The sequence below is a fragment of the Flavobacterium sp. genome (genome assembly GCF_023151265.1).
Lineage (GTDB): Bacteria > Bacteroidota > Bacteroidia > Flavobacteriales > Flavobacteriaceae > Flavobacterium.
Map to the genome: position 1 here is coordinate 1 of NZ_JAKLJH010000015.1, position 26,470 is coordinate 26,470.

The 26,470-nt window shown below is 29.8% G+C and carries 18 protein-coding genes; 7 read left to right on the forward strand and 11 right to left on the reverse strand.

What is annotated here, in order from left to right; all coding sequences use genetic code 11:
• From L6Q46_RS02660 to L6Q46_RS02690, 7 genes are all read right to left on the reverse strand, one after another.
• On the reverse strand, positions 1-4,806 hold a 4,806-nt coding region (locus tag L6Q46_RS02660), incomplete at its 3' end, for a PAS domain S-box protein (RefSeq protein WP_291282992.1).
• Positions 4,807-4,959: 153 nt separating this feature from the next.
• On the reverse strand, positions 4,960-5,346 hold the full coding sequence (locus L6Q46_RS02665; RefSeq protein ID WP_111566897.1) for a response regulator: 387 nt from the start codon (positions 5,344-5,346) through the stop codon (positions 4,960-4,962).
• 17 nt (positions 5,347-5,363) lie between these two features.
• Positions 5,364-6,323, reverse strand: a complete 960-nt coding sequence (locus L6Q46_RS02670) for a response regulator (RefSeq protein ID WP_291282993.1) — start codon at positions 6,321-6,323, stop codon at positions 5,364-5,366.
• A gap of 1 nt (position 6,324) precedes the next feature.
• On the reverse strand, positions 6,325-6,750 hold the full coding sequence (locus tag L6Q46_RS02675) for a response regulator (RefSeq protein ID WP_291282994.1): 426 nt from the start codon (positions 6,748-6,750) through the stop codon (positions 6,325-6,327).
• 125 nt (positions 6,751-6,875) lie between these two features.
• Complete coding sequence (locus tag L6Q46_RS02680) at positions 6,876-7,817, reverse strand: ATP-binding protein (protein ID WP_291282995.1); 942 nt, start codon at positions 7,815-7,817, stop codon at positions 6,876-6,878.
• Between the two features lie 2 nt (positions 7,818-7,819).
• Positions 7,820-9,430 (reverse strand): ATP-binding protein, encoded by a 1,611-nt coding sequence (locus L6Q46_RS02685; RefSeq protein WP_291282996.1) that lies wholly within the window; start codon positions 9,428-9,430, stop codon positions 7,820-7,822.
• On the reverse strand, positions 9,427-13,422 hold the full coding sequence (locus L6Q46_RS02690; protein WP_291282997.1) for a PAS domain-containing protein: 3,996 nt from the start codon (positions 13,420-13,422) through the stop codon (positions 9,427-9,429). The genes L6Q46_RS02685 and L6Q46_RS02690 overlap by 4 nt, the downstream gene beginning before the upstream one ends.
• Positions 13,423-13,712: 290 nt before the next feature.
• Between L6Q46_RS02690 and L6Q46_RS02695 the strand changes: the two genes are divergently transcribed.
• The 7 genes from L6Q46_RS02695 (at position 13,713) to L6Q46_RS02725 (ending at position 24,340) form a co-directional block, all read left to right on the forward strand.
• The gene (locus L6Q46_RS02695; protein ID WP_291282998.1) at positions 13,713-17,711 is read left to right on the forward strand and encodes a gliding motility-associated C-terminal domain-containing protein; all 3,999 of its coding nucleotides are present in this window, start codon (positions 13,713-13,715) and stop codon (positions 17,709-17,711) included.
• 133 nt (positions 17,712-17,844) lie between these two features.
• Positions 17,845-18,777 carry a type IX secretion system membrane protein PorP/SprF gene (locus L6Q46_RS02700; RefSeq protein WP_291282999.1) on the forward strand — a complete coding sequence of 311 codons (933 nt, stop codon included), beginning with the start codon at positions 17,845-17,847 and terminating at the stop codon, positions 18,775-18,777.
• A 12-nt stretch (positions 18,778-18,789) separates the two neighbouring features.
• Complete coding sequence (locus tag L6Q46_RS02705; protein ID WP_291283000.1) at positions 18,790-20,718, forward strand: OmpA family protein; 1,929 nt, start codon at positions 18,790-18,792, stop codon at positions 20,716-20,718.
• A 21-nt stretch (positions 20,719-20,739) separates the two neighbouring features.
• The gene (locus tag L6Q46_RS02710; protein WP_291283001.1) at positions 20,740-21,948 is read left to right on the forward strand and encodes a GAF domain-containing sensor histidine kinase; all 1,209 of its coding nucleotides are present in this window, start codon (positions 20,740-20,742) and stop codon (positions 21,946-21,948) included.
• Positions 21,949-22,006: 58 nt separating this feature from the next.
• Entirely contained in the window at positions 22,007-22,762 is a 756-nt protein-coding gene (locus L6Q46_RS02715; protein WP_291283002.1) for a LytTR family transcriptional regulator DNA-binding domain-containing protein, read from the forward strand.
• A gap of 4 nt (positions 22,763-22,766) precedes the next feature.
• Entirely contained in the window at positions 22,767-23,156 is a 390-nt protein-coding gene (locus L6Q46_RS02720) for a response regulator (protein ID WP_291283003.1), read from the forward strand.
• Between the two features lie 71 nt (positions 23,157-23,227).
• Entirely contained in the window at positions 23,228-24,340 is a 1,113-nt protein-coding gene (locus tag L6Q46_RS02725; RefSeq protein WP_291283004.1) for a glycosyltransferase, read from the forward strand.
• Here the strand turns inward: L6Q46_RS02725 and L6Q46_RS02730 are convergent.
• The 4 genes from L6Q46_RS02730 to L6Q46_RS02740 form a co-directional block, all read right to left on the reverse strand.
• Complete coding sequence (locus L6Q46_RS02730; RefSeq protein ID WP_291283005.1) at positions 24,337-24,831, reverse strand: acyltransferase; 495 nt, start codon at positions 24,829-24,831, stop codon at positions 24,337-24,339. The genes L6Q46_RS02725 and L6Q46_RS02730 overlap by 4 nt on opposite strands.
• Positions 24,818-25,363 (reverse strand): acyltransferase, encoded by a 546-nt coding sequence (locus L6Q46_RS02735; protein ID WP_291283006.1) that lies wholly within the window; start codon positions 25,361-25,363, stop codon positions 24,818-24,820. The genes L6Q46_RS02730 and L6Q46_RS02735 overlap by 14 nt, the downstream gene beginning before the upstream one ends.
• Positions 25,363-25,749, reverse strand: coding sequence for a GtrA family protein (locus tag L6Q46_RS14000; RefSeq protein ID WP_363315833.1), 387 nt, complete (start codon positions 25,747-25,749; stop codon positions 25,363-25,365). Before L6Q46_RS14000 ends, L6Q46_RS02735 begins: the two co-directional genes overlap by 1 nt.
• The coding region (locus L6Q46_RS02740; RefSeq protein WP_291283007.1) for a glycosyltransferase family 2 protein at positions 25,730-26,470 on the reverse strand (741 nt) is incomplete at its 5' end. The genes L6Q46_RS14000 and L6Q46_RS02740, both read right to left, overlap by 20 nt.

The window sequence follows — 26,470 nt, forward strand, 5'->3', positions numbered from 1 at the left end:
ACGTTGAAAAATAATGAAAATTTTATTGTAGAATTTAGCATCAATTCCTATTCCATTATCTTTTACAGAGAATACCCATTTGTTTTCTTCTTCTTTATAATTAATAATGATGTTAGGCGCTTCATCTTTTTTCGAATATTTAATGGCATTGTCTAAAAGAGAGTGAAACACTTGTGTTAAACCTGTTTTATAAGTTTGAATGTTTGGTATTTCTTCGTTAGAAATGGTTGCTGATGTTTCAGAAATTATTTTTCCTCTTAATAGTTTAAAGTCAGAAATTATTTCATTTACATCAACAGTTTCAATTAAATCTGTTGGTCTTCCAGCTCTAGAATATTCTAAAAGATCTAAGATAATTTGCTTCATTCGTTTAGAACCATTTGTAGCAAATTCGATATATTTTAAAGCTTTATCATCTAATTTATCTTCATATTTACGTTTTAGCTGATCCATAAAGCTAGAAATCATTCGTAACGGCTCTTGTAAATCGTGAGAGGTTATAAATGCAAATTGTTCTAATTCTTCATTAGAACGTTCTAACTCTTTTGCATGTAACTGTAACGATTCGTTTAATGCTACAAGTTGGGCTTCATGATTTTTTTGTTCAGTAATATTTGTCATCGCTCCAATCATTCTGGTAGCTTTTCCTTTATTATCTCGTAAAATAATGCCTCTATCAACCACATAAACAATTTTACCAGATTCGTTAAAAACTCTATATTCTGCTTCCCATCTGCTTATTGAAGGGTTTTCTAGAGCATCGGATAAACTTTTTTTCGTTTTCAGAATATCTTCAGGATGAAATTTATCATCCCAGAATTGACTTTCTTTTAAATTTGAAGGAGTGCCTTCTCCAAAAAATTTTTGGATATTTTGAGATCTAAAAAACGTTTTTTCTTTAATATTCCAATCCCAAATGGCATCGTTAGTTGCTTGTGTTACTATTTCAAAACGTTCATTAGCTTGAAGAATCTTTGTTTCTGATTTTTTACGTTCTGTAATATCTCTAATGAAGGCACAGAAAAATAAATCTTCTCCCTGATTAATAGGTATTACTGTTAGTTCAATTGGAAATTCATCTCCGTTTCGTTTGATGGCACTTAATTCTAACAGTACGTTAAGGGCTTTTCCTTCTCCCGTTTTGAGATAGTGTTTCATACCTTCTCTATGGTATTTTCTATAAGGTTCAGGTACAATTAGTTCTGATAGTTGTTGTCCTAATGCTTCTTTTTCCTTCCATCCAAAAATTTCTTCGGCCTGCTTGTTCCAAAAAGTGATAGCTTCTTTAGTGTCGATACAAATGATGGCATCTAATGCGCCACTCATGATTAATCTTCTTTTTTCTTCGCTATCACTAATTTCTTTTTCTGTTTTTTTGCGTTCTGTTATATCTAGAATTACGGCTAGAAATCTTCTTTGGTTATTTTCTGAAACCAATTGTAAATGAACTTCTACAGGATAAAGACTACCGTCTTTTCTTTGATGGTTTGTAAAAAAGATGAGTTTTTCTTTTTCATTATTCATTAAAGGCTTGGTTAGTTCTTTAAAAGAAGCTAATGTATAGTCGGGCTTAATGTCTAATGGTGTTAGTTTTTTTATTTCTTCTGCTGAATAACCAATGTTAATTAATGCACCTTTGTTAACATAAATAAATTTGAAGGTATTCGTATCGAATACATAAATTTCATTTAAACTGTTTTCTAATGTGTTTTGAAGGCTATTTTTTTGTAGTTCTACAATTTTTTGTTCATTAATATCTTGGAAACTTCCATAAAGACGAGTGCATACTCCATTTACCATTTCAGCATTTCCAAGACTTCGAATCCATCGTTCGTTGTTTTTAGCGGTTACAATTACTGCTTCAAATTCAAAAGGGATTCCTGTTTCAATACTTTTGGTTACATTTTCTATAACCATTTCTTTGAAATCTTCTCTATAAAAGTTTATCCCGCTATCTAAATCAGGTTTAAATGAAATTGGGTCTGCTTCATGTATTTCATACAGTGTATCTGACCAATACATTCTATTTTCTATTCTATCAAATTCCCAACTTCCTATTTTGGCTAATTTGGTAACTTGTGCTAATAGTTCTTCATTTTTACTTTCTTGTGTAACATCTAATAAAATAGAGTTAAAAAGAATGGTGCCGTTTGTGGCAAATTCAGGCTTTCCAACACCTTGAAGCATACGCTTTTCTCCATTTGCAGTAACAGAACGGAATCTAATAGACCAATTTGTTTTATTCGTAATTGAATCAACAATACTTTGTTTTACAGCTTCGAAATCGCCTCCTGCTTTAATTTGATTCCAAGCTAAGTTAATGTTATTAGTGATTTCATCTGCTGAATATCCCCAAATTTTTTCAGCTCCTTTGCTTACATTTCTTATTTCTTCGCTACCATTTGGATGAAGTATGTATTGATAAACTACTCCAGGAATGTTGTCGGATATGTTTTCTAATCGATCTTCGGTTTCTTTACGGTCTGTTATGTCTTGAAAGCTTCCAAAAAATTTTACACATTTGTCTTCTATATATTCGGGGTTTCCTATTACTCTTATCCATCGTTCTTTGTTACTTTTGGTAATAATAATTGCCTCATAATCTAAAGAAACACCTTCTGTAATGCTTTTTGTTATACAATCTGTAACAAAAGGTTTGTATTCTTCTTTATAAAATTCAATGGCTTTTTCTACACTAGGTTTAAAAGTGTTTGGGTCTGTTTCGTGTAAACGATGTACTTCGCTTGACCAGAATAGGTTATCTTCTATTAAATCATATTCCCAGCCTCCTACTTTAGCAAGTTCTCGTGTTTGTCTGTTAAGCTCTTTTATTTTCTTTTCTTCGGTTATATTTTTTGCTATGGCATAAATTAATCCTTCTTCAGAAGAGGCATTAGATGTCCAGCTCAACCATATTGTTTTTCCGCTTTTGGTTCGGTATCTATTTTCGAAACTTGAAGTAATTTGCCCTTTTGTAATGCCTACTAATTCATTTTTTGAGATGACTTTATCCTCTGGGTGTACAAAATTGTTAAAAGGTTGATACAATAGTTCATCTTCTGTATAACCTAATAAATCGCAACCCGCTTTATTTATTTTCAAAAACCTACCTTGAAAATCGGTAAGGCATACAATATCTGGAATGGTATTGTATAGGTAACCTAAATCGTTTTCTAGTTTTTTTCGATTGATTTCAGATCCTATGAATTCCTTTAATTTTTCAAATAGTTTGATGTGTTTTTTAAGGTGATTTATTTCTTTTTGTGTTGCAATTAGCAGTACTCCTACAATATGATCGTTGTAAATGAGAGGGAAAGCTGCAGCGTTTTTAATAGCTGTTTTTTCAGCGGCTACTTTGCGAACAAAATCATTATTCTTGTTGATGTCTTCCCAGAGAGTGGTCTTTTTTTTACTCCAAACAGTTCCAGGAAGCCCTTCATTTGGTTTAAAATTTCGCACCTCTTTTGTTAATTCTGAAAAAGTAGATGCATCTTTAGAAGCTGCATTATTTGTGATTAATTGTAGTGATGTATTTTCAATATTTGGCATCCACAACTCAACAAGGTCAAATCGGCCATAATCAGAAATAGTTTGACACAGTAATTTGGAAGATGACGAAAGGTCTTTTTCAGAAGAAAAATTTAAACTTATTTTTCCAAACAGTTCTTTTTCTAGTTCTTTTTGTTTTTGGTCTGTAACATCTCTTTGAACCGCAATCCAATGGGTATAAGTTCCTTTTTCATCTGCTACAGGAGATACTTTAAAATTATTCCAAAATTCCTCACCATTTTTTTTGTAGTTTACTATTGTGATTTCGCATGATTCCCGTTTTTCGATTGCTTTACTTAGTTTTTTAAGTTCGTCCTGATCTGTATTAGGTCCGTGAAGGATTTTAGTTGTTTTACCAATTATTTCGGAAGCTTTATAACCTGTCATTTTAGTAAAAGCTTCGTTAACGTATATGATTTTGGGTCCTGAATAGTCGATGGGTTTTACTTCAGTAATTACAACCGAATCTTTAGTATTGGTTACTACGCTACTTAGTAGTCTTAATTGTTGTTCTTCTTCCTTTTGTTTTGTTATATCTCTAGAGTTTGCTACAATTCCTTTTATAATTGGATTGTCTGTCATATTTGTTAATACAGTTTCAATCCATCTCCATTCTTTATTGCCGTCTTTAAGTCTGAAAGGTTCTACAATTACTTTTTTTTCCTTAGCGATTCTCTGCATGTAGTTTGAAGCTTTTTCGATATCTTCTGGGTGAATGAAATCAAAAATTGTATTTCCTTGAAACTCTTCGGGAGTTATTCCTAAAATAGAGGTTGTTGTTGGGCTAGTATATCTGTATTTTCCATCAGTATCAATTATGCTTATCATGTCGCCTCCTTCTTGAACAAGTGCTTTAAAACGTTGCTCACTTTGAAGAATTATTTCTTCCTGTTCAATTCTTTTTGAAATGTCTTGGCAAACAACTAGTATGCATTTTTGGTTGTTGAAATCTATTTTATGACCATTGATTTCTACTTGAATAGGTGTTCCATCTTTTTTTAAATGGGTAAAAACGCCAAAGTAGATATTTCCATTTTGGTCTTTTATAGTTGCATGAGCTTTAATAAGTTTTTCTATTTCATGCGGAGGTCTAATATCCTTTATGGTTAGCTTCAGAAATTCTTCTTTTGAATAGCCATAGTGTTCAATAGCAGCAATATTTACATCTAGAACTTGAAACGTTTGATAGTTGTATATCCACGAGGGTAGTGGATTTAGATTAAAAAGATTAGAATTTAAATGGTCCTTACTCATCATTTAATTGCTTTTATATTGAACTGTAAATTTTGAATTCTTAAATTAACAAATAATATACTGATTATCAATTGTTAGTTTTGAATTTTATTTAATATTGTCCAGAAAGAATTGTAGGTGAGTTTTGGTGAGATTTAGGGGTATTTCTCTTTGTATTTATAGTTTGTTTTTCTCTTTAATTTCTATTAAAACTTCTTTGCAAATGGGTTTAGATAGGTATTTTTCTATTAATAAAAACTGCTTAGCTTTTTCCATATCTGCTTTGTTTATTGATGAAGTAAGTAAATAAATAGATGTATTTTGCGATGTAATCAAATGTTCCACTTTGTTTAGAAATTCCCAGCCATTCATTTCGGGCATATTGATGTCTAGAAATATAACATATTGTTCATTTTTTAGATATTCTTTTTCTAAATGATTAAAAGCATCTTTACCATTGCTAAATGTTACAATTTCTTCTGAAATAGCAATAAGTTCTAGATTCTTTTTAAGAATTATTATCGAAATTGGATCGTCATCTATTATGAAAATGTGTTTTTTCATAGGCAAAGATTTTTTTGTTACATGGTATGCGTTTTATTTACTATTTCATTGATACTGTTTTCTAATTCTTTTACAGATTGGTTAAGATGATTAAGTAATTCTTCATCATTTACCGAATCGGTTTCGTTTATTAATTTAATGAGCCCTAAAATATTTGTAAGTGGTGCTCTAACTATATGCGATTGTATCCAAGCGATATCTTTTAATTTAGTGTTTTGACTTTCAATTTCATTAAGATGTTCTATGCTTTTTGTGATGTCGTTACTTACTATAATTATGGCTTCTTTATCGTTATGGATAATTTTATTATATTTTACTTCTGAGATGATTTTCTCTTTATTTTTTTTTTGATGAGTTTGAGTAATTATGGTTTGGTGATTGTCAAAAATAGTTTCCTCGTCTTTAAAAATAGTTGTAATAGATTGATTTAATAGTTCTTCCTTTTTAAATTCGTACAATTTTTCACAGGCTTGGTTTACATCTAAAATTTGTAATGTTGTGGCATCAATTACAAAAATAGGTTGCGGACTTAACTGAAATAAATCGTTATATAATTGTTCTGATTCTTTTATTTTTATAATGTTTTTAAATCGCTCAATGTTATAAACTAAGCTTTTATATAACATGGCGCTGTTAATTTCATCTTTTAAAAGATAATCAGAAGCGCCAAGTGCTATTGCTTTTAAAGCAAATGAAAAATCAGAATATCCTGTTAATACCACAACGGGTATATTGTTTGATATTTTTAAAACGTCTTCTACTAATTCAGTTCCACTTTTATCTGGCAATGAAAGGTCTAAAAAAATTATATCACAATCACTAAGACTTTCATTTGAATCTTTAAAATCATTAAATCTTTCGAAATGTTTTATTGTAGGCAATTTTATTTTTTCACTTAAATATTCTTCTAAGAGAAAAAAATCGCCTAAATTGTCTTCAATGACTATTATGTTATACTTTTTTTCGTCTACAATCATATTACTTTTTAGAAGGTAGTTTGCAAATATTAAACCAATAATTACTTAGGGCATTTATAGTTTCAAAAAAATCATTAATATCAGCTGGTTTTGTAATAAAACAATTAGCATAATTTTCGTAGGTTAAATTAATATCGCTAATTGCAGAAGATGTTGTTAAAATTGCAACTGGTATGTGTCGCGTTCTTTCATTCTCCTTTATTTTTTTTAATACTTCGTGTCCATTTAATAGAGGTAGATTAATATCTAAAAGAATTAAATCAGGTAGCTGCGCATCTTCGTTTTGATCAAATAAAATATTGATAGCTTCTTTTCCATTTCTAGCTACTTGAATATTTGCTTTACAGCTACACTCTTCAAAGGCTTCCGAAGTTAATACAATATCTCCTTCATTGTCTTCTACAAGTAAGATTTGATTTTTTTTCATGACTAGGGGGGTAGTTTTGTTGTTTGTTTTTATAAAGATAATTTAATTTATCTAAATAAGAATCAAAAAAACAGTTAATTGTGATTCTTTCTATCTCTTTTTTCTTATAAAATGTTGATTTTAAATTATTTGTATTTAGTGTTTTTTATTGTGTTTTTTGGTAAAGTAAAATAAAATGAACTCCCTTTATTTGGAGAAGAATCAATTTGAATTTTTCCTCCTAAAATTTCGATTGCTTTTTTAGTAATAGATAAACCTACGCCAGTTCCTTTGTTTTCTGAGCTAGAATTTAATCGTTGAAATAATTGAAAAATCTTTTCATGATACTCTTTGTCAATTCCAATTCCGTTATCTGAACAAGTAAATTCCCAGTAATCAGATTGCTCTTTATACGTTATTGTTATGTGTAGATTTTCATTATTCTTTTTAAATTTAATTGCATTTTCAATCAAATTTTTAAATATTAAATAAATTAAATTTCCATCAGTCTTAATAATTGGTAACTTAGAAATGGTTATGTTGTCTAAGGTTAACTCATTTTCATATTCTTTTATTATGTTTTTAATAACTAAATTTAAATCTATGTTTTTGAAATTTAGGTTTTTACCAATTTTAGTGTGCTCTTGTAAGTTTAAAATACTTTTACGCATGTAGTAAGCTCCGTCAATAGCGTATTTTATGTATTTATGTCCTTGCTCATCTAAATTGTTTTTATATTTTTTTTCAAGATTTGTTAAAAAACTAATTATGGTTCTATTAGGTTCTTGAAGATCATGAGAAGCTAGGAAAAAGTAATTTTCTAATTCGTTATTGGTTTTTTTTAGTTCCGTTGATTTTTCTTTTAATTCTTCAATTTTTTGTCTAATGGCAGAATTATGTCTTTTAAGTAACGTGAATAAAAGCAAACCGGTTGAAATAACAAAAAAGCATCCTTTAATATTTTGAAAATTAGTTATTTGTTCTTGGGTGTTTTTAGTAATAAATAAAAGCACAAAATGGTCGCTCAAGAATATCCACAATATTCCAATTGTAATGTATAATAGTGTTATCTTAAGCTCAGACTTCATATTTATTCTTTTTCTTTAGGTAAAGTAAAATAAAAAGTACTGCCTACATTTACTTCAGATTCTACCCAAATGGTTCCGTTAAGATTTTCTACAATTTTCTTTACAATTGCTAATCCCATTCCGCTTCCTTTGTCGCCTTCTCTTGTGTGTAATCTTTGAAAAAGAACAAATATTTTTTCAAGATATTCATTTTCAATTCCAATTCCGTTGTCTTCAACAGCAAAGGTTATTTGTTTGTCATCTTCTTCAATTACTTTAACAGATACTATTGGTGTTACATTTTCTTTAGAATATTTAAAGGCATTACCAATTAAGTTTTGAAATATTTGAATTAAAGGAGATTTATATGAGTTTAAAACGGGAAGGTTTTCATAAATTAATTTGCCATGTGGGAATTCTAATTTATAGAAAGATTCAATTTCATGAATAATATCATTTAAGTTGATGAATTCTTTTTTATCATTGTATTTTCCAACTCTAGAGAACTCTAAAATATCTAGAATAATATTCTTCATTCTTTTAGCACCATCAACAGCAAAGAAAATGTATCTTTTTCCTTTGTCGTCAATTACATCATTGTATTTCTTCTCTAGTTGGGTTAAAAAACTAGTAATCATTCTCAGCGGTTCTTGTAAATCATGAGAAATGATGTAAGCAAAATATTCTAACTCTTTGTTAACTTTAGTAAGTTCTTTTGCTCTGTTTTCTAATTCTAAATTTAATTTTTCTAGATCAGCGGTTTTTTTAATAACTAAGGTTTCAAGTTTTAGAGGTTCTTCTGCTAGTTTTCTAAGATACAGAGCAATTGTTATACTTAAAACAATTCCATAAATTAGAAACTCAATGGATCTGTTTAAATATTTAGGTTCTTTTAATTTTACATACAAATACCAATCTCCTGCGGGTAAGAAAGATTTATGTATAATTCCTTGGCTAAAATCGGCATTGTTTTTAAAAAACTTAGGACCACTTAAATCACCTTCTTTTTGTACAATTTGATATTCAAAGTTTGAAGTGCTTCCAAAGTCGTCTAGGTGAATTGATTTTAAAAAAGTTTCTGTTTTAATAATAACTGCAGAAAACCCCCAAAATTTTCCATTTTTATAAATAGGTTCTCTACCTACAATACCCATTCCTCCTTGAACTAGTTGGAAAGGTCCTTCAAAAAAGATTTTATTTTTTTTAATAGCATCTTTTGCAGCTTTTTTGTGAAGGCTATCGGCAGTAAGATGATAGCCAATAGTTTTTTCATTGCCAATTAAAGGATATGTTTTTATAATTTCAAATCCTTTTACCAATTGAATTCCATCAACATATTTGTTTTTTTCTACTAAACTTTTTGCTACGGGTTCAAATTCTTGTTCTTCTAAATTTTTTTCGGCAATAAAACTAATTACTTTAACTACGTTAGAACTGTAGTTAATTGTGCTTTCAAGCTGGTTTTTTATTTTAAATGATTCTTCTTTTACTTTTATTAACTCATTACCATATTCATTGTTGTAAATTCTGTAGGTTAAGAATATACTAATAATGAGTAATATGAAAAAAGATATGATGGCCAGTTGATTTGGCCAATAATCTAAACATCTATTTATTTTTTTAAGTAGGTTCATTTTTTTGGTAATGTAAAATGAAACGTCGATCCTTTGTTAACTTCAGATTTAACCCAGATGGTTCCATTTAGGTTTTCAATAATTTTTTTTACAATAGCTAATCCCATACCAGAGCCGCTGTATTCTTGTTTTGTATGTAATCTTTGAAAAATTACAAATATTTTATCATGAAATTCTTTGTCTATACCAATGCCGTTGTCTTTAATTTTAAAATGCCAATTTTTATCATTTTCTACTACTTTAATTTTTACGATAGCACTTTTATTAGGATGTTGGTATTTTAGGGCGTTTCCTATTAAGTTGTGCAATATTTGTGTTAAAGGCGTTTTGTAAGAATTAATGGTTGGTAATTTATCATAAATAATCTTAGCTTGCGTTTCAATTATTATTTGATTGTTTATTTTGCAAACTTCATCAATAAGTTTATTTAGGTCGATTTTGTCGCTTTCTTCTTTTAATTTTCCTACTCTTGAGTATTCTAGGATGTCTAGAATAATATTTCTCATTCTATTAGCTCCATCAACGGCAAAGTAAATATACTGCTTTCCTTTGTCATCAAGAACATTATCGTATTTTTTTTCTAAATGTGTAAGAAAACTGGTAACCATTCTTAAAGGTTCTTGTAAATCATGAGAAGCTACATAAGCAAATTGTTCTAGTTCTTGATTTGAATTTAGTAGTGCTTTTGTTTGTTTTTCTAGTTTTTTATTTAAAATTCGTAACGAATCTTCTTGTTCTTTTAAATGTGTAATATCTTGTAGCGCTCCTACAATTCGTATTGCTTTTCCTTCTTCATTTCTAATAATAACTCCGTTGTTTATGATAAAGGCATATTCGTCATTTGCTTTTTTATACCAATATTCCTGGTGCCAATTTTGTTTTTCGGGATTATTAATTGCTTCAATTAATGAATTTATTACATCATCCGCTTGGTCTGGTCTAACTCTAGATTTAATTAGGTTTAGAATGTTTGTGTCATAAATAAAACTTGGAACTTTGTAACCAAATGATTTGTAAAAACCTTCTCCTCTGTACATGGTGTTTTTTTCAATGTCCCAATCCCAAATAGCATCATTTGTAGCTGCTGTAGATTTTTCAAAACGATCGTTTGAAGCTTTTAATGCGTCTTCGTTTTTTTTTGTGTTTGTTATGTCTTTATAGTAAATTGATAATCCATTTTTTGATGGATATGCTGAAACATCTAACCAAATTTGTAATTCTTCAAAATAGTCTTGAAAGTTGATAGATTTTTGAAGTTCAAAAGATTCTTTATAGTTTTTTTCATAGATTGTGCCTAGAAGTTGTGGAAAAACATCCCAGAAATTTTTCCCAATAATTTGGTCTCGACTCAAATTTACAATGCTCTCCGATTTTTTATTCCAATATTTTACAATCCAATTTTGATCTAAAGAAATAAAGGCATCATCGATACTTTCTAAAATGTTATTTTTTTCTTCAAGAGATTTTTCTAATTCATAATTTGCTTTTTTTCTTTGAATGGTAGTTGATAGGTTGTAGACTATATTGTTTAAAAAAGTTATTTCGCTATTCGACCATCTTCTTTCATTAATACAATCATCAAAACCTACAAATCCGTAAAAAATATTGTTTATGAATAAAGGAAGAACTAGAAAAGATTTTATCGATTGACTTTCAAGATTTTCCTTTAAATTTCCTTCTGGAAACTTAGATGTTATTCCTGAAATATGTTTTCCTTTTAACAAAGGATCAAAAAAAGTAGTAAATGCTTCAATGGGAACATTTTGTAAGTCGGGATTGTTTATTTGAGGAGTAATACCATCTTTTGTCCATTCAATTTTTTGACTACAGGTTTTTTGTTCGTTTTCACTAGTTTCGTCTATTTCAAAATAGTAAATTCTATCAACATCAATTGTGTTTCCAGTTACTTCAAAAACCTTGTGTAGCGATTGGAACCAATCTTCAGAATGCATTAATTCGGAAATTACATTTGCAATGGATGACAAATAGAAATTTTTTTTCGCTAATTCTAATTCGTTGTTTTTTTGCTTGGTAATGTTTTGAATACTTCCGTAAACCTTTGTTTTTTTATTAAACGTATTTGTTTCAGATTTTCCAATGCATCTTACCCATTTTAAGTTGCCTGAGTTGGTTTTAATTCTAAATTCTGAGTCGAAATGTTTACCATTTTCAATAAGATTTAAGAATATGTCACCCGTATTACTTTGATCTTCCTCGTATACTAATGCTAGAAGTGATTTAAAACTAATATTTTTGTGTGTTTTTATTTCAAGAATGTCTTTAACTACATTAGAAAGAAAGAAAGGTTTTGCTTTTTTGTTTTTATCGTATTCCCAACTACCTATTTCGGCTAATTTTGCTGTTTCTTGAAATAAATGTTGTAGTTCTGTTATTTCAGTAATGTTTCTTCCGTAGGCAAATGAAGTGTTTTCTTCTCCAAAAACATCAGAAGAACTCCATGCAATCCATTTATAATCGCCATTCTTAGTTCGGTACCTATTGGTAAAATTATTAGCTTTTCTACTTCCTGAAATTGTTTCGTCATATTCTAATTTTGTTGACTCTAAATCGTCGGGATGTAAAAAGAAAGTAAAATGATTAGAAGTAAGTTCTTTTTCTGTATATCCTAGTAACTCACAAAATGCAGGGTTTACATTTGTAAAAAAACCATTAGAGTTTACGGTTGCAATAATGTCTGGAGCACTTTCAAACATTAATTGGTGCATATCTTCTTGTGTTTTTCTTCTTAGTTCATCTCCTAAGAAGTTGCTTAAAGGAAGATAAGGTTCTGTTTTAATCTCATTTAGTGTTAAGTCGTTTTTAGAGTAGAATAATATTGAACCTATGAAATCATTATTACTAAAAATAGGAATTGCTAAAATAGATTTAACTCCTATTTCTTTTATGCTTGCTTCTCTAAGAAATTTTTCGGTAATTTCATCTTCTTGCCATAATTGATGTTTTTTTGTTTCCCATACAATTCCTGGTAGGCCTTTGCCTTTTTCAAAGCTATTAATATCTTTTGTTTCAGAATAAAACTTTTTAAACTGATTGTTTTTTGAACTCCATTTTTTTAATCGAATAGCTGTCTTGCATGAATTTAGAAGCCAAATTTCACTTGATAGAAAATTATCGTATTTTGTTAAATAGTCTAAAATGTCTTCTAAAATTTCATCTGTATTCTTAGGTTGTTTACAAATTAATGAAATTTGATTTTGTATTTTTTTTTGAATTTCGACTACTTTTTTTGTTGTAATATCTCTTAATAACCCAATCATTTTAATTGGATTCCCATTTCCATCTCTAATTACAATAGCGTTTTCCTCTACGTAGGCATACGAATTATCACTTTTTTTAAAGCGAAATTCTTTGCTCCATTGACTTGCATTTGGGTTGTTAAAAAAAGCATTCCACTCTTCTCTGTGTCTTTCAGTATCAATAGGGTGCATTAATTTATCCCAATCTTCGAGTTGAAATGGATTGCCATCAAGTTTATGTCCAAATAATCGAGTAAAACTTTCGCCCCAATTAAAAAAATCGTTTTGTATGTCCCAATCAAAAATAACATCTTTTGTAATCTTATTTAAGAGTTCCATTTTTTCATTGGTTTCAACAAACTCGGTAATGTCTTGAAAGATTCCTACTATTTTTATAGGATTGTTATTTTCATCTTTAATTACTTTTCCCGAAGAAATAATATGTTTGATTTTATTATTAGCAGTTAAGAATCTTTTTTTGATGCGATATTCAATGCCTTTTTCAATGGCTTCTGTCATTTTAAGTAATGCAATTTCTCTGTCATCAGGATGAATGACACCTAATCCCATACTAAAATCAACCTTCGTATTAATAGGCTCAATTTCTAAAATTCTAAAAACACCATTAGACCAAAAGAGTTCATTTGAAATAAGGTCTAATTCCCAACTTCCAGTTTTGGCAACTATTTCTGTTTGGTCAATTATTTCTATACTATAATTATATTTTTCTAACATAACATTTAGGGGATGAAGTAGAATAAAATGAATTAAGTAAGTCTTAAGAAGTAGGATTTGAGTTTTGTAAAATTACAAAAAAGTTTTACAAAAAAAAACTGTTTTCATAATTCTGTTTATAGTTATTAATGATTGTAACTGATTGTTTAACAGGTTTTTTAAAGATGTTCTGTTAAAATTACACTTATTAATAAATGTATTACACTTATTACTTCTGCTTAGGGTATGAGTAAAGATTGCCACAAATTTGTGTCAGTTCAAAAGATGATTATTCCCTAAAATAAAGAATTATGAACACAAAACTTTACATAAAATGGTTTGAAATTGTAAAAGGCTTCTTTTTCTTGATGTTTTTTTCACCTGCAATTTATTCACAATGCACTAATGGATCTGTAAGACCTGCGGATAATTTTACTTATGCTTTATGGTCGCCAAGATGTTTAAACGGTACAGATGGCGAAATTAGACTATCTAATATTTCAAGTACCGAAGGTACAAATGATTTTACAAACCAAGCCTATCAAGTACGAATTTTAAGCGGTCCTGGAGGAGCAAGAAATTTTCCAGTTTCTCTTAATTCAAGTACTTATACCATTACAGGTTTAGCAGCTGGAACATATATAGTAGATATTATTGATTCTTGTGGAGGAAATAGTTCTGATAAAACTATTGTTGTTCCTAATGGTTTAAATAATGCTACAATTGTATCAACTTCAATTGTACATGTAGATAGAAAAACAGGAGTTAATTCTTCGGCTTGTGGTGATGTTTTAAAATTTAGAATAAAAACTACTTCTGGTACAACTAGTGGAAGTGTTACTTATAATTTTACAAATACATTAGGACAAAGTATTTCAGTAGTGAATACAATTCCGCAGTCAGCAGTTTCAAATATTAGAAATTTTCTAACAGATTTTGAATTGCCAATTTCATTTTTTAACAATACTAACATTACTTACACTGCTTATAATGATTGTGGTTCTGTAAGAGGAGGAAGTTTAAGTTTGCCAACTGTTCAAGAGTTTTTCTTTGATACTCCAAGAATTCAAACCTTTCCAGATCCTTCAAATCCATGTGCTGTAGGTTATGATGTAAAGATGTTTAGAAACAATTTAGTAAATCCTGTTTATGTTGAGGTTGAAGATATAAATAATCCAGGACAACCTGTTGTAAATGTTTTTGGAAACACAATAGTAGGTCATCATTTTGATATGTCTCATTACAATAGTGTGTCTCAAGGAGCCTCAATGGCAATTGGTTTAGGATTAAGATATGGAGTGAGTTATAAAATTACACTTACAGATGCATGTGGTTTTACTACTCAAAAAGAAATCAGACAAGATATTGCTCCTTTTCAACCAGAAATTTCTTGTACTACATCTGCACGTGATGGTTCTGTTTTCTTTGATGATGTTTGTTTCTTAAATTTTAATGAAATGCCAGTTTCAAGTATGGCTACTGGACCATTAACAATTACAGTTAATTCAGGACCATCAAATTACAATACACAGTTTGATTCTGGAGTTACAATTAATTCAAATCAAATTCAATATCCTTTTTCAATGCAGTTAAATAATCCGTTTGCTACAAGTTTATTAGCAAATGGTGGAGCTAAATCTTTTCCTCCGGGCAATTATAACTTTACTGTAACAGATGCATGTGGCAAAACAAAAACATTTGATTTTGAAGCTAATTGCACACGAAGCACAGAAATGTCCTATGAATTAGGAAATTGTGGTGAGGTTCAATCTACTGTTTTAGTGTCAATGAAAGTTCCAGTAGGAATTCAAGGAACTTTTGTAGCTGTTTATAAATCGGATGGTACCATTCTTAATTCTGGTGATATTAATTCTAGTGCTCCTTTCTTTTTTTCAAGTGTAGGCGGAGGAACAATTAATTTTCAAGCACCAATCAATCAAACTTACGTTATACGTTTTGGAGGAGTTACAGGTTTAAATAATAAAGTGCAACCTGTTCAATTTGGTGGTGTAAACGGATTACCAAGATTAACAGATGGATTTTTATACGAGTATACTTTCAATACAACAATACAAACTTTTACTTTTGAATCTATAGTAGCTTGTGAAACTACAGTAAATATGGTGGCAACAGGAGGAAGAGCTCCTTATACTTACGCTTTGTATGATGCTAGTGGTAACCAACAAATTTTTAATTATCAAAGTTCTTCTGTTTTTAGTGGTTTACAAGCTGGAAGCACTTATTTAGCTAAAACTATGGATGCTTGCGGACGCGAGTTTGCTCAATCTTTTTATGTGTACAATGCTCCAAATCCTACTGTTTCAATTGCAAGTAGTGTAGGCTGTAATGGAACATTAGCTTCAGTTTTAATGTCTAATTTGCCTAGTCAATGGAAAATTCAAGAAATTGTATCAGGAACACAATATCAAGGTACTACATCAACATTTTTAATTGAAAATTTAGGCGTTGGAAATTACCAATTTGTTTGTACCGATTTAACTACGCAATGTGCTAATCAACAACAAATAGCAGTGGAAATTGTGGCTCCAACTTGTCCAGTAGCTAGTGATGATGTTTTGGTTTATGCTCCTAATTCACAAATTACTATTAACGCTTATCAAAATGATAATGTAGGAGCAGCTGTTAACCCAACAAGAATTCGATTTTTAGAACCTACTAATGCTCAAAATAAAGAGTATTGTTTAGAGAATAATTTGATAGCATTTGATATGCCAAATGAAGGAAGATGGAGTATCGATATAGTTTCAGGATTGATTCGATTTGTTCCTCAAGCTACTTTTTTTGGAAATCCTACGAGCGTAACTTATTTTATTAGAGATTTTAATGAAAATATAAGCAATGAAGCTACAATAAGTTTCGATTTGTTACCAGTTACACAATCTGATTTGTCAAATTATGTAATAGGCCAGCCAGTTACGATGAATTTAATCCAAAATGATACAATTGGAGATGCTGTAAATCCAACTACTATTGAATTTACAAATCTAACAACACCTAACACAACAGTTAATCTTAATGGAGCATCAATCATTATGCAGGTTTCAGGAGAAGGTATTTGGAATTTAAGTACAGTTAATGGAGAAGTTTCTTTTACACCAGAAACAACTTTTACAGGAACGCCTTCAATTCAATCTTACAGAGTTCAAGATTTTCAAGGAAATTGGTCTAATGTTTCTGAAATTCAATTAAGTTATAATTGTGTTGTAGATGTTGTTTGTCCTGTTTTTCTTGATGAAATTGTTTCTTGTGCTTCAGAAATTCCTTCTGTCACACAATTAACCATAGCAGCGTTTGAACAATTAGGAATTCATCCTGGAGAAATCATTGGTGAAGAGTGTAGTAATGTTGTTATTACGGCTTCAAATACTGGAGATACAGGTTGCGGAGGTGTTGTTGTAAGAACGTATACAATTACTTTTTATGATCCTCAAAATCGTAACAATCAAACTGTATTAAATAGTTTTACTTGTAATCAAACATTCTTTATTCAAGATAATGAGAACCCAACAATTCTTACTCAGGTTCCAAGTAGTTTAACTTTATCTTCAATAGATTCATTGCCAACTTATACAATACAAGCTACAGATAATTGTACTTCAGTGGTTGCAATAACTTACGAGGAAGAAGTAATTTCAGGAACTTGTAGCTCTAATTCAGAAATTATTAGATATTGGTTAGCTACTGATTCTTGTGGAAATGTTGCAGAGTTAACTCAGCATGTGTATATTCAAGATACAACAATTCCAGAGTTTACAACTTCTTTAGAAGCTTTAGTTTATTCAGATTGTGAAAGTGTGCCAAGTATTCCAGAAGTTGTTGCTGTAGATAATTCAAATACAGTTTCTATCACTTACGAAGAAACTCAAGAAGCAGGTGATTGTTCAAGTCAATCTAAAATTTTTAGAAAATGGACAGCAATTGATGCTTGCGGAAATGTAGCTTATTTGAATCAAGAAGTGGTGTTAAATTGTGGTGTAAAAATTTACAACGCTTTAACTCCAAATGGCGATGGTAAAAACGATTTTCTTTATTTAGAAGGAATTGAATGTTACCCTAACAACAAAGTAGAAATTTTTAACCGCTATGGTGCTAAAGTTTATGAAACTTCTAGCTACGATAATGTTTCAAATGTTTTCAAAGGAGCTTCAGATAGTTCACTTAACGTATCAAATGGAGCATTACCTCAAGGAACTTATTTTTATGTGATTTCTTATGATTACATTATTAACAATATAAACGATTTAAAAAACGTACAAAAAACAGGATACTTATATATAGCATCCAATTAGGCATTCATTTTATGGATATTTTGGGGAAGCTTATTACTCTGAAAGGAGTTTGTATAACTCCTTTCTGGTAGTAAGTATCAACTTTACCCAAATATTCTAAAATTCTCATCATTAAATCCCCCCGAAATACAAAATGAGAAAGTTAATTCAATTTTTAGTAGCAACTCTAATGTTGTTACTATTTACTACGGAGTCTGTTTTTTCGCAACAAGACCCTCAGTTTACAAATTACATGTACAACACTACTGTCATCAATCCGGCTTATGCAGGAACTCGTGATGCTTTGAGTGTTCTAGCACTTTACCGATCGCAATGGGTTGGATTAGATGGAGCTCCAGTTACAGCTGCAGCTTCTATTCATTCTCCAATGAAAAATTCTAATTTAGGTTGGGGTTTGTCTATTATCAACGATGAAATAGGGCCATCTATTGAACATACTATTTCTGCTGATTTTTCTTATCGTATTACTTTCGAAAATTTATCTAGATTATCTTTCGGATTTAAAGCCACTGCAAATTTGTTGAATGTAGATTATACTAAGTTGAGTATCTACGATCCAACAGATCCTGATTTGCAAAATAATGTAGATAATCGATTTTCGCCTAATTTTGGAGCCGGATTTTATTGGTATTCTGATCAATATTATCTTGGATTGTCGGTGCCTAATTTTCTTGAAACGAAGCATTATGATGATAATACAAGATCTTCTAGTGCTAAAGAAAGTATGCACTACTATTTTATGGGAGGCTATGTTTTTGATTTTAGTGATACAGTAAAATTTAAGCCAGCTTTCCTATCAAAATTTGTTTCTGGCGCTCCTTTACAGGTTGATTTAACAGCTAACTTTTTATTCTTCGATAAGTTAACAGCTGGTGCCGCTTACCGAATTAATGGTGCTGTAAGTGCTTTAGTGGGTTTTCAAGTTTCGGATGCTATTTTTGTAGGATATTCTTATGATGCTGAAGCTTCTAAATTGGCTAATTACAATTCAGGATCGCACGAATTCTTCTTACGCTTTGAAGTGTTTAAAGCAGAAGCTAAAGTGTTTTCTCCAAGGTTCTTCTAAAAAAAAGATATTATGAAAAGCATCGTTACTTTCTTAGTTTTAATGCTTTTTTTTATTGGATTTTCACAAGAAAAGAAAATAAAAGAGGCAAATGCAGCCTATGAAAAATTAGGTTACATGAATGCTATTTCTATTTACATTGAAGTAGATAAAAATGGTTATGGTTCGCCCGATATTTATAAAAAAATAGGGGATTCTTATTACTTCAATGCTAATTATGCTGAAGCAAATAAATGGTATGAAAAATTAATAAAGTCTTCAGAAATAATTGATTTCGAATATTATTATCGTTATTCTCAAACGCTAAAAACAATTCCAGATATTGAAAAATCAAATTACTATTATGCGCTATTTTCAAAACTTAAAAAAGCAGATTCTAGAGCGCAACAATTTGAAGAAAATTCGAATTATTTAGAGCAAATTAAAACCAATAACGAACGTTACACAATTTCAAATTTAGCAATTAATTCTACGTTTAGCGATTATGGTGTTTTTCAATCAAAAGACAGCATTATTTTTACTAGTACACGAGAAACTAAGGATTCTAAACTTGATAATTGGACGAAGCAACCTTTTTCAGGTTTGTATAGTAGTAAAATAAATAAATCAAAACTGTTTGAAAGTTCAAAACCCTTTCTTAAAAATACAATTTTTAATAGTAATGAATCAACTGCTATTTTAACAAAAGATGGTTTAACGCTTTATTTTACTCGAAATAATTTTAAAAAAAACAAGCAAAAGAAAAACGCAAAAGATGAGGTGTCGCTTAAAATTTACAGCGCTAACTTCAAAAACGGGCAATGGACAAATGTTGTTGAGCTTCCATTTAATAGCGATAATTATAATTGTGCGCATCCTGCTTTAAGTGCCGATGAGAAGACGCTTTACTTTTCTTCTAATATGCCAGGAACATTAGGACAATCTGATTTGTATCGTGTGGCAGTTTTAGCAGACGGAAAATTTGGTGCTCCAGAAAATTTAGGTATCACCATCAATACCGAAGGACGTGAAACATTTCCTTTTTTGTCTTCTGATGATGAATTGTTTTTTGCTTCTGATGGTCATTTAGGTTTGGGTGGATTGGATGTTTTTGTTTCCAAAATGAATAAAGACAATAGTTTTTCAAAACCTATAAATCTTGGAAGCCCTATTAATACGGCTTATGATGATTTTGCTTATGTTGTAAATTTAGAAACACAAGTGGGTTACTTTTCTTCTAATCGACCAGAGGGAAAAGGGAGTGACGATATTTATAAATTTATCGAAAATGCAACTATTTATTCTAAAGAAGAGCAATTTTTTACGGGCAAATTAGAAGATGCTCTTTTTGGTACTCCTATAGCTAATGCTATTGTTTCATTGTTTGATGATTCTAAAAAAATGTTAGATAAAACCACTACAAATGCTAATGGAGAATTTATTTTGAATAATAATTATAAAGCATCGGGTTGGTATCTTAAGTTTGAGCATTCAGCTTACGAAACAAAAGAAGAGTATATAAAATCGCAATTAATTTCAAATAAAAACACTTCTATTGTTTTGTTGCCTAAAGAAATTCAACTAAAACACGGTGTTGATTTGGCAAAGTTTTTCTCCATACAAAACATTTATTTTGATTTAGATGATTCGGAAATTAATCCTAAAGCCGAAAAGCAAATTGCCATACTTTTACATGTTTTACAACAAAATCCAGAATTAAAATTAGAAATTAAATCACATACCGATAGTAGAGCTTCGGCTGATTATAATTTGGAATTGTCTAATAAGAGAGCTTTGGCTACACGTAATTGGTTGGTGGCTAAAGGAATTAATATAAACAGAATTATAAGTAAAGGTTTAGGCGAAAAAGAACCTATTAATCATTGTATTGATGGTGTTAAATGTTCAGAAGAGGAACATCAAATGAACAGAAGAAGCGAATTTATTGTAACGGGGTATTAATTTTTTTTGTATTTTAGAACAATGGAAGAAAAGTTTTTAAATCATCAAGATTATTTGCGTGTAAAGACTCTAGAAAGTTATAAAATTCTAGATACTTTGCCCGAAGAAATGTATGATGATATTACTCTGTTGGCTTCATGTATTTGTGATATGCCTATTGTATTATTGAGTTTAATTGATGATAAACGTCAGTTTTTCAAATCTAAAGTAGGTATTGATTTACAAGGAACTCCAATAGAACATTCTGTTTGTTTTCACGCTTTACTTTCAAATGAAGAACTATTTGAAGTGCCAGATTTAAGAAAAGATGATAGATTTCAAAATAATCCTTTAGTAGAAAATAATCCAAATTTAGTTTCCTATTTTGGTGTTCCGTTGCAAAATTCGGCAGGAATTGCTTTCGGAACTTTGTGTGTTATTAGCCAAGAAGAGCCAAAGACAATTTCAGAAGAAAAAAAGCAAATTTTGAAACGACTTGCTAAACAAGTAGTTTATTTGTTAGAGCTTAGAAGGCAAAATTTTGAGTTAAAACGATACCAAGAAGAAGTTGAATACTATTCAAAACAAATGGAGGAGTTTGCTCATACAGCGGCTCACGATTTACGAGCTCCTTTGCGTGCTGTAAAATCTTTTCTGCAACTTATAGAAATGAAGCGCGAAGGTCAAGTAGATGAAAAAGAAAAAAAATACTTCGATTTTATTTATACTAATATTGATACAATGAATCAATTAATAGTTGATTTATTAGATTATGCAAAATCGGATAGCAAAATTGATGAAAAGGAGAGTATAGATTTGAACGAGTTTATTACTCAAATTTTTCACAATTTAGTAGAACATCATCATTTGTCAAATTCAAGTTTAAAAATTAAAGAAATGCCTACTTTGAGTTTTTCAAAATTAGCGTTGCACATGATTTTTTATAATTTGATAGATAATTCATTAAAATATAGAAGCCAAGAAAAAGATTTGGAATTAAAAATAGGATATGATTCTGATTTGTTTAATCATTATTTTGAAGTGGAGGATAATGGTATTGGAATTGCAGCAGAATATTACGAATCTATTTTTAAACCTTTCAAAAGGTTGCACACAAAATCAGAATATGCCGGAAGTGGTCTTGGATTAGCATCTGTGAAAAAAATAATTCAAAAGCTTGGTGGTACAATCACTGTAAAATCGGTTTTAGGAAAAGGAACAAAATTTACTGTGGCAATTCCTAAAGAATAATAGTTTTTTCTAATAAAATAATTTATCTTTATAAAGTTTAAAAATCTAAATTCATTAAATGCGATTATTAAAAACCATCGTTATAGATAGTAACTCCGATGTTGTAGCCCAACTTTCAAAATTTGCTGAAGAAAATTCAGTAATTATTGAAATTTGTGCTTTTTCGGATAGCTTGTCTGAAGCTATGCCTTTGATTAAAGCACATAAACCCGAGTTAATTTTTTTAGATGCAACACCTATTAATTTATCTGAATTTCATTTGATAAAACAATTAGATTTCAATATTCCTAAATTTATTTTTATTTCAAATGATATTACTAAAGCCTATGATGCTTTTCGATATAGTGCTGCGGATTTTCAATTAAAACCACTCGATTTCAATGATCTTATTGTTTGTATTTATAAAGTAATTAAGCTAATTGAAATGGAATTGAGTTTCCAAAATCAAAAGGTAAGCCAAATTAAAAGTTATGGGAGTGAAACAAGCGACAATGGTTTTATTGCTATTTCGTCTTCCGATAAGATTGAATTAATTAAAGTTGAAGATATTATGTACTGCAAGGCAGAAGGGAAATATACAGAATTCGTGTTGTCTAATAAACAGAAAATTCTTTCCAGTAAAAACCTTGGAGAATATAATTCCTTACTTTTAAATAACTACTTTTTTAGAATTCATCATTCGTATGTAGTTAATATTAAAAAAATTGTCAAGATTGTTAAAAAAGATGGATTCTACTGTGAGTTTGAACACGGAGTTTCGTTGCCAGTTGCTAAGAGAAGACAAGAAGAATTTGTAAAATTTATAAAAATATAAATTGATGAAGGCAAAAGTTAAAAAAGTAATGATAGTAGATGATAATGAGTTTGATTGTTATATCACCTCAAAAATCGTTACTAATTTTGATGAAAATATAGATATTATGGAGTTTAACTCTTCCATAACGGCTATTCAATATTTAGAAGAATTTCAAAATGTAACAGCAAAATTACCCGATTTAATTCTTTTGGATATCTACATGCCTGTTTTAGATGGTTTTGAATTTATTGAAAAGTTTAATTCGCTATCTGATACTCTGAAAAAACATACTAAGATATGTATTTTGTCTACCACGGTAGATGATTTGTATATTCATAAAGCTAAAGTTGATGAGTCGGTTTTGTTTTCAAGCAAGCCTATAACAAAAGAGTTTGTTGAGAGTATTTTTTAATTTCTCTTAACTTCAATCTGTTTTCTTGTATTGTTTCAACATAATTGTATATTTACATTTTATCTTTTAAAATGAAATTTGCAATTATCACTCACGTTCAACACATCAAAAACGATAATTTCTATTTTGGTTACGCACCGTATATTCGAGAAATGAATATTTGGTTACAATATGTAGATGAGGTAATTGTGGTTGCGCCTTTAGTAAATAAAGAATTAAATCCTATTCACGAGAAATATCATCATTCTAACTTGCGTTTTCGTACGGTTTTAGAATTTAATATTACTTCGGTAGCTAATATTTTTAAAGCGTTATTTAAACTCCCAAAAGTTTTTAGCACGGTTTATTCAGCCATGTATCAAGCTGATCACATTCACTTGCGTTGTCCTGGAAATATGGGTTTAATTGGAGCTATGGTTCAAATTTTGTTTCCAAAGAAGCCTAAAACAGCTAAATATGCTGGTAACTGGGATCCAAATGCCAAACAGCCTTTTACTTATAAATTACAGCGTTGGATTTTATCCAATACTTTTTTAACTAAAAACATGCAGGTATTGGTGTATGGCGATTGGAACAACCAAACAAATAATATCAAACCTTTTTTTACCGCAACATATTCTGAATCAGATAAAAAAGTAATAGAACCAAAAACATTAGAGGGATGTATTGATTTTTTATTTGTTGGAACATTGTCTAAAGGTAAACAGCCTTTATATGCTATTCAGTTGATTGAAAAATTACATCAACAAGGGAAAAATGTTCGACTGAATTTGTATGGAGAGGGAATTCTAAGAGACAATTTAGAACAATATATTTTCGAAAATAAACTAGAAAGCATCGTTTCTTTAAAAGGGAATCAGTCAAAGGAAACGGTCTTAAAAGCCTATCAAACCAGTCATTTTTTAATTTTACCATCTAAAAGTGAAGGTTGGCCAAAAGTAGTGGCCGAAGCTATGTTTTGGGGTTGCGTGCCTATTGTTTCAAAAGTTTCTTGTGTGCCTTATATGTTGGGCTACGGAGAAAGAGGCATTCAACTAGAAGAACAATTAGAAAAAGATGTAAGCCAGACAATACGTTTGCTAAGTGACGAATTATTATATCAAAAAACGGCTTCTGAAGGACAAAATTGGTCGCGCCAATTTACAACAGATAAGTTTGAAGATGAGATTAAGAAGTTGCTCTAAATTTTGCTAAAATCTTTTGTATACCCAATTACTGTAGCAGGATTTCCTCCAACAATAGTTCCTGGTAACACGTCTTTAGTTACTACAGCACCAGCACCAATTACAGCACCTTTTCCAATTGTTACGGGTTTAATAATTAGCGCATTCATGCCTATGAAAACATTGTCTTCTATAATTACATTTCCCATGCTAAACTCAGAAACGCCTTCTGGGGTAATAATTGGAAAATGATTTAAAATTTTTGCACCAGAAGTAATTAAAACATTGTCTCCAATTGATGTAGAAACGTTTTTTAAATTGTCGAATAATACATTGGTTCCAATAAAAACAGTCTTGCTATTTTTAAATTGAATACCATACAATTTTAGCAATTTAGTTCGCAATGAAGGCGGAACAAAAAATTGCATGGAAAGGTGAAGTAAAATAAATTTAAAACCTTTTTTAAAGAAAGAAAGAGAAATTTTATTCCAAGTAGCACTATGCTTTTCCATAATTTATTTTATTTCTATACTTTAAATGCTTCGCTGGAACTCCTGCAACAATGCTGTAATCTTCAACATCTTTAGTCACAATTGAGCCCGAAGCAATTACAGCTCCTTTACCAATTTTATTTACACTATTTGTAATAATTACATTATTGCAAACCCAAACTTCATCTCCAATTTCTAAAGATGATGATGATGTTTTATTTTCATACAAACTAAAACCATCATATTCGTGTTTGTGGGTTTGTATCGTAACATGGTCAGAAATAGTGACATTTTTTCCCATAACAATACCTCCACAAATATCTACTTCAATGTTTCTAGAAAGCACACATTTTCCTAAAAAAGTTATTCCTGAATTTTGATTTGGTTTGTCAAAATTTGTAATAACAACATTATTTGTAGCTTCAATGTAAGTTGTTTTAAAACGAACAAAAAAGTAAGCTTTTTTTACTAGTTTAATTATTGGAAAAGTAAATAGCAACGAAGTTAAAAATCGTTGTAAAACATAATCTATTTTGTATAAAAATTTTTGCATTATTTGTAAACGTAGAATTTTGAAATAATAAATCGTAAAGGTGTTAAAATCAAAATAGTTATAAATGTACTTATCAAATAATTTATTTCAAAATAATTAAAAGTATTATATAAAATATTAGCCAATACGTAAAAGAAAACTAAGCTTAAGCAAAACTTAATTAGTTTGCTGTTACTATGAGTAGTTTTAAAAAGCACCCTTAATTGAAGCGTATAAAGCATTAAGTAAGAAATTCCATAAACAATCATAAATGCGATTGATTTATTAAATTTTAGAATATCAACAAAAACATAAAGTGATACAAACACAAAACCATAACCAAAAAGACTAATGATAATGTATTTTAAAACTTGAGATTGTAATTCTTTATTTTTTAGGATCTTCAAAATGCGTTTGTTTTAAAAAATATAATATTTTTTCTTGGTTTTTTCTTATTCGTCCTAACATATCAGCCATGAAAGCAAAAATTGTAATAATTACGCTCATGCCTAAAAGAGATAATCCTATGATACCAAAACTCTTGTAAGGTGTTATGGTATTGTAGATGATCCAATGTAATAAAGCCCATCCGCCAAAAAACATAGCAATTAGAAAAATTACGGTTGCAATTCCTAGGAAAAACTGTAGCGGGCGATAATCTTTTAATGACTTAAAAATTATTGACGAAGTTTTGTAAGCATATTTAAAAAGATTGTTAGCTACCCTGGAAACTCTGTCTTCAAAATATAAAACGGTAATTGGAATTTGGGCTACCTTGAAGCCTTTATCTAATAAATCTAGAATTGTTTCATGCGTATACGTAAAACTTCCATGTAGATTTAAACTTAATAAAGTGTCTTTAGAATAGGCTCTAAAACCACAAGAAGCATCATAAATTTTAGTTTTACTAACAAAACTTACAATTTTATTTACTTGTTTATTTCCCCAAAATTTTATTCCTGGCATGTTATCAGGTTTTCCGCCAGAAAATCTAATGCCTAAGCAAAAATCAGCTTGTTGAAGAACGATTGGATTGATTAATTCAGCAATTTGATTTACATCAAACTGTCCATCAGCATCGATACTTACTAACACATCTGCTTTTGTTTTTAAGGCATAATTAAGTGC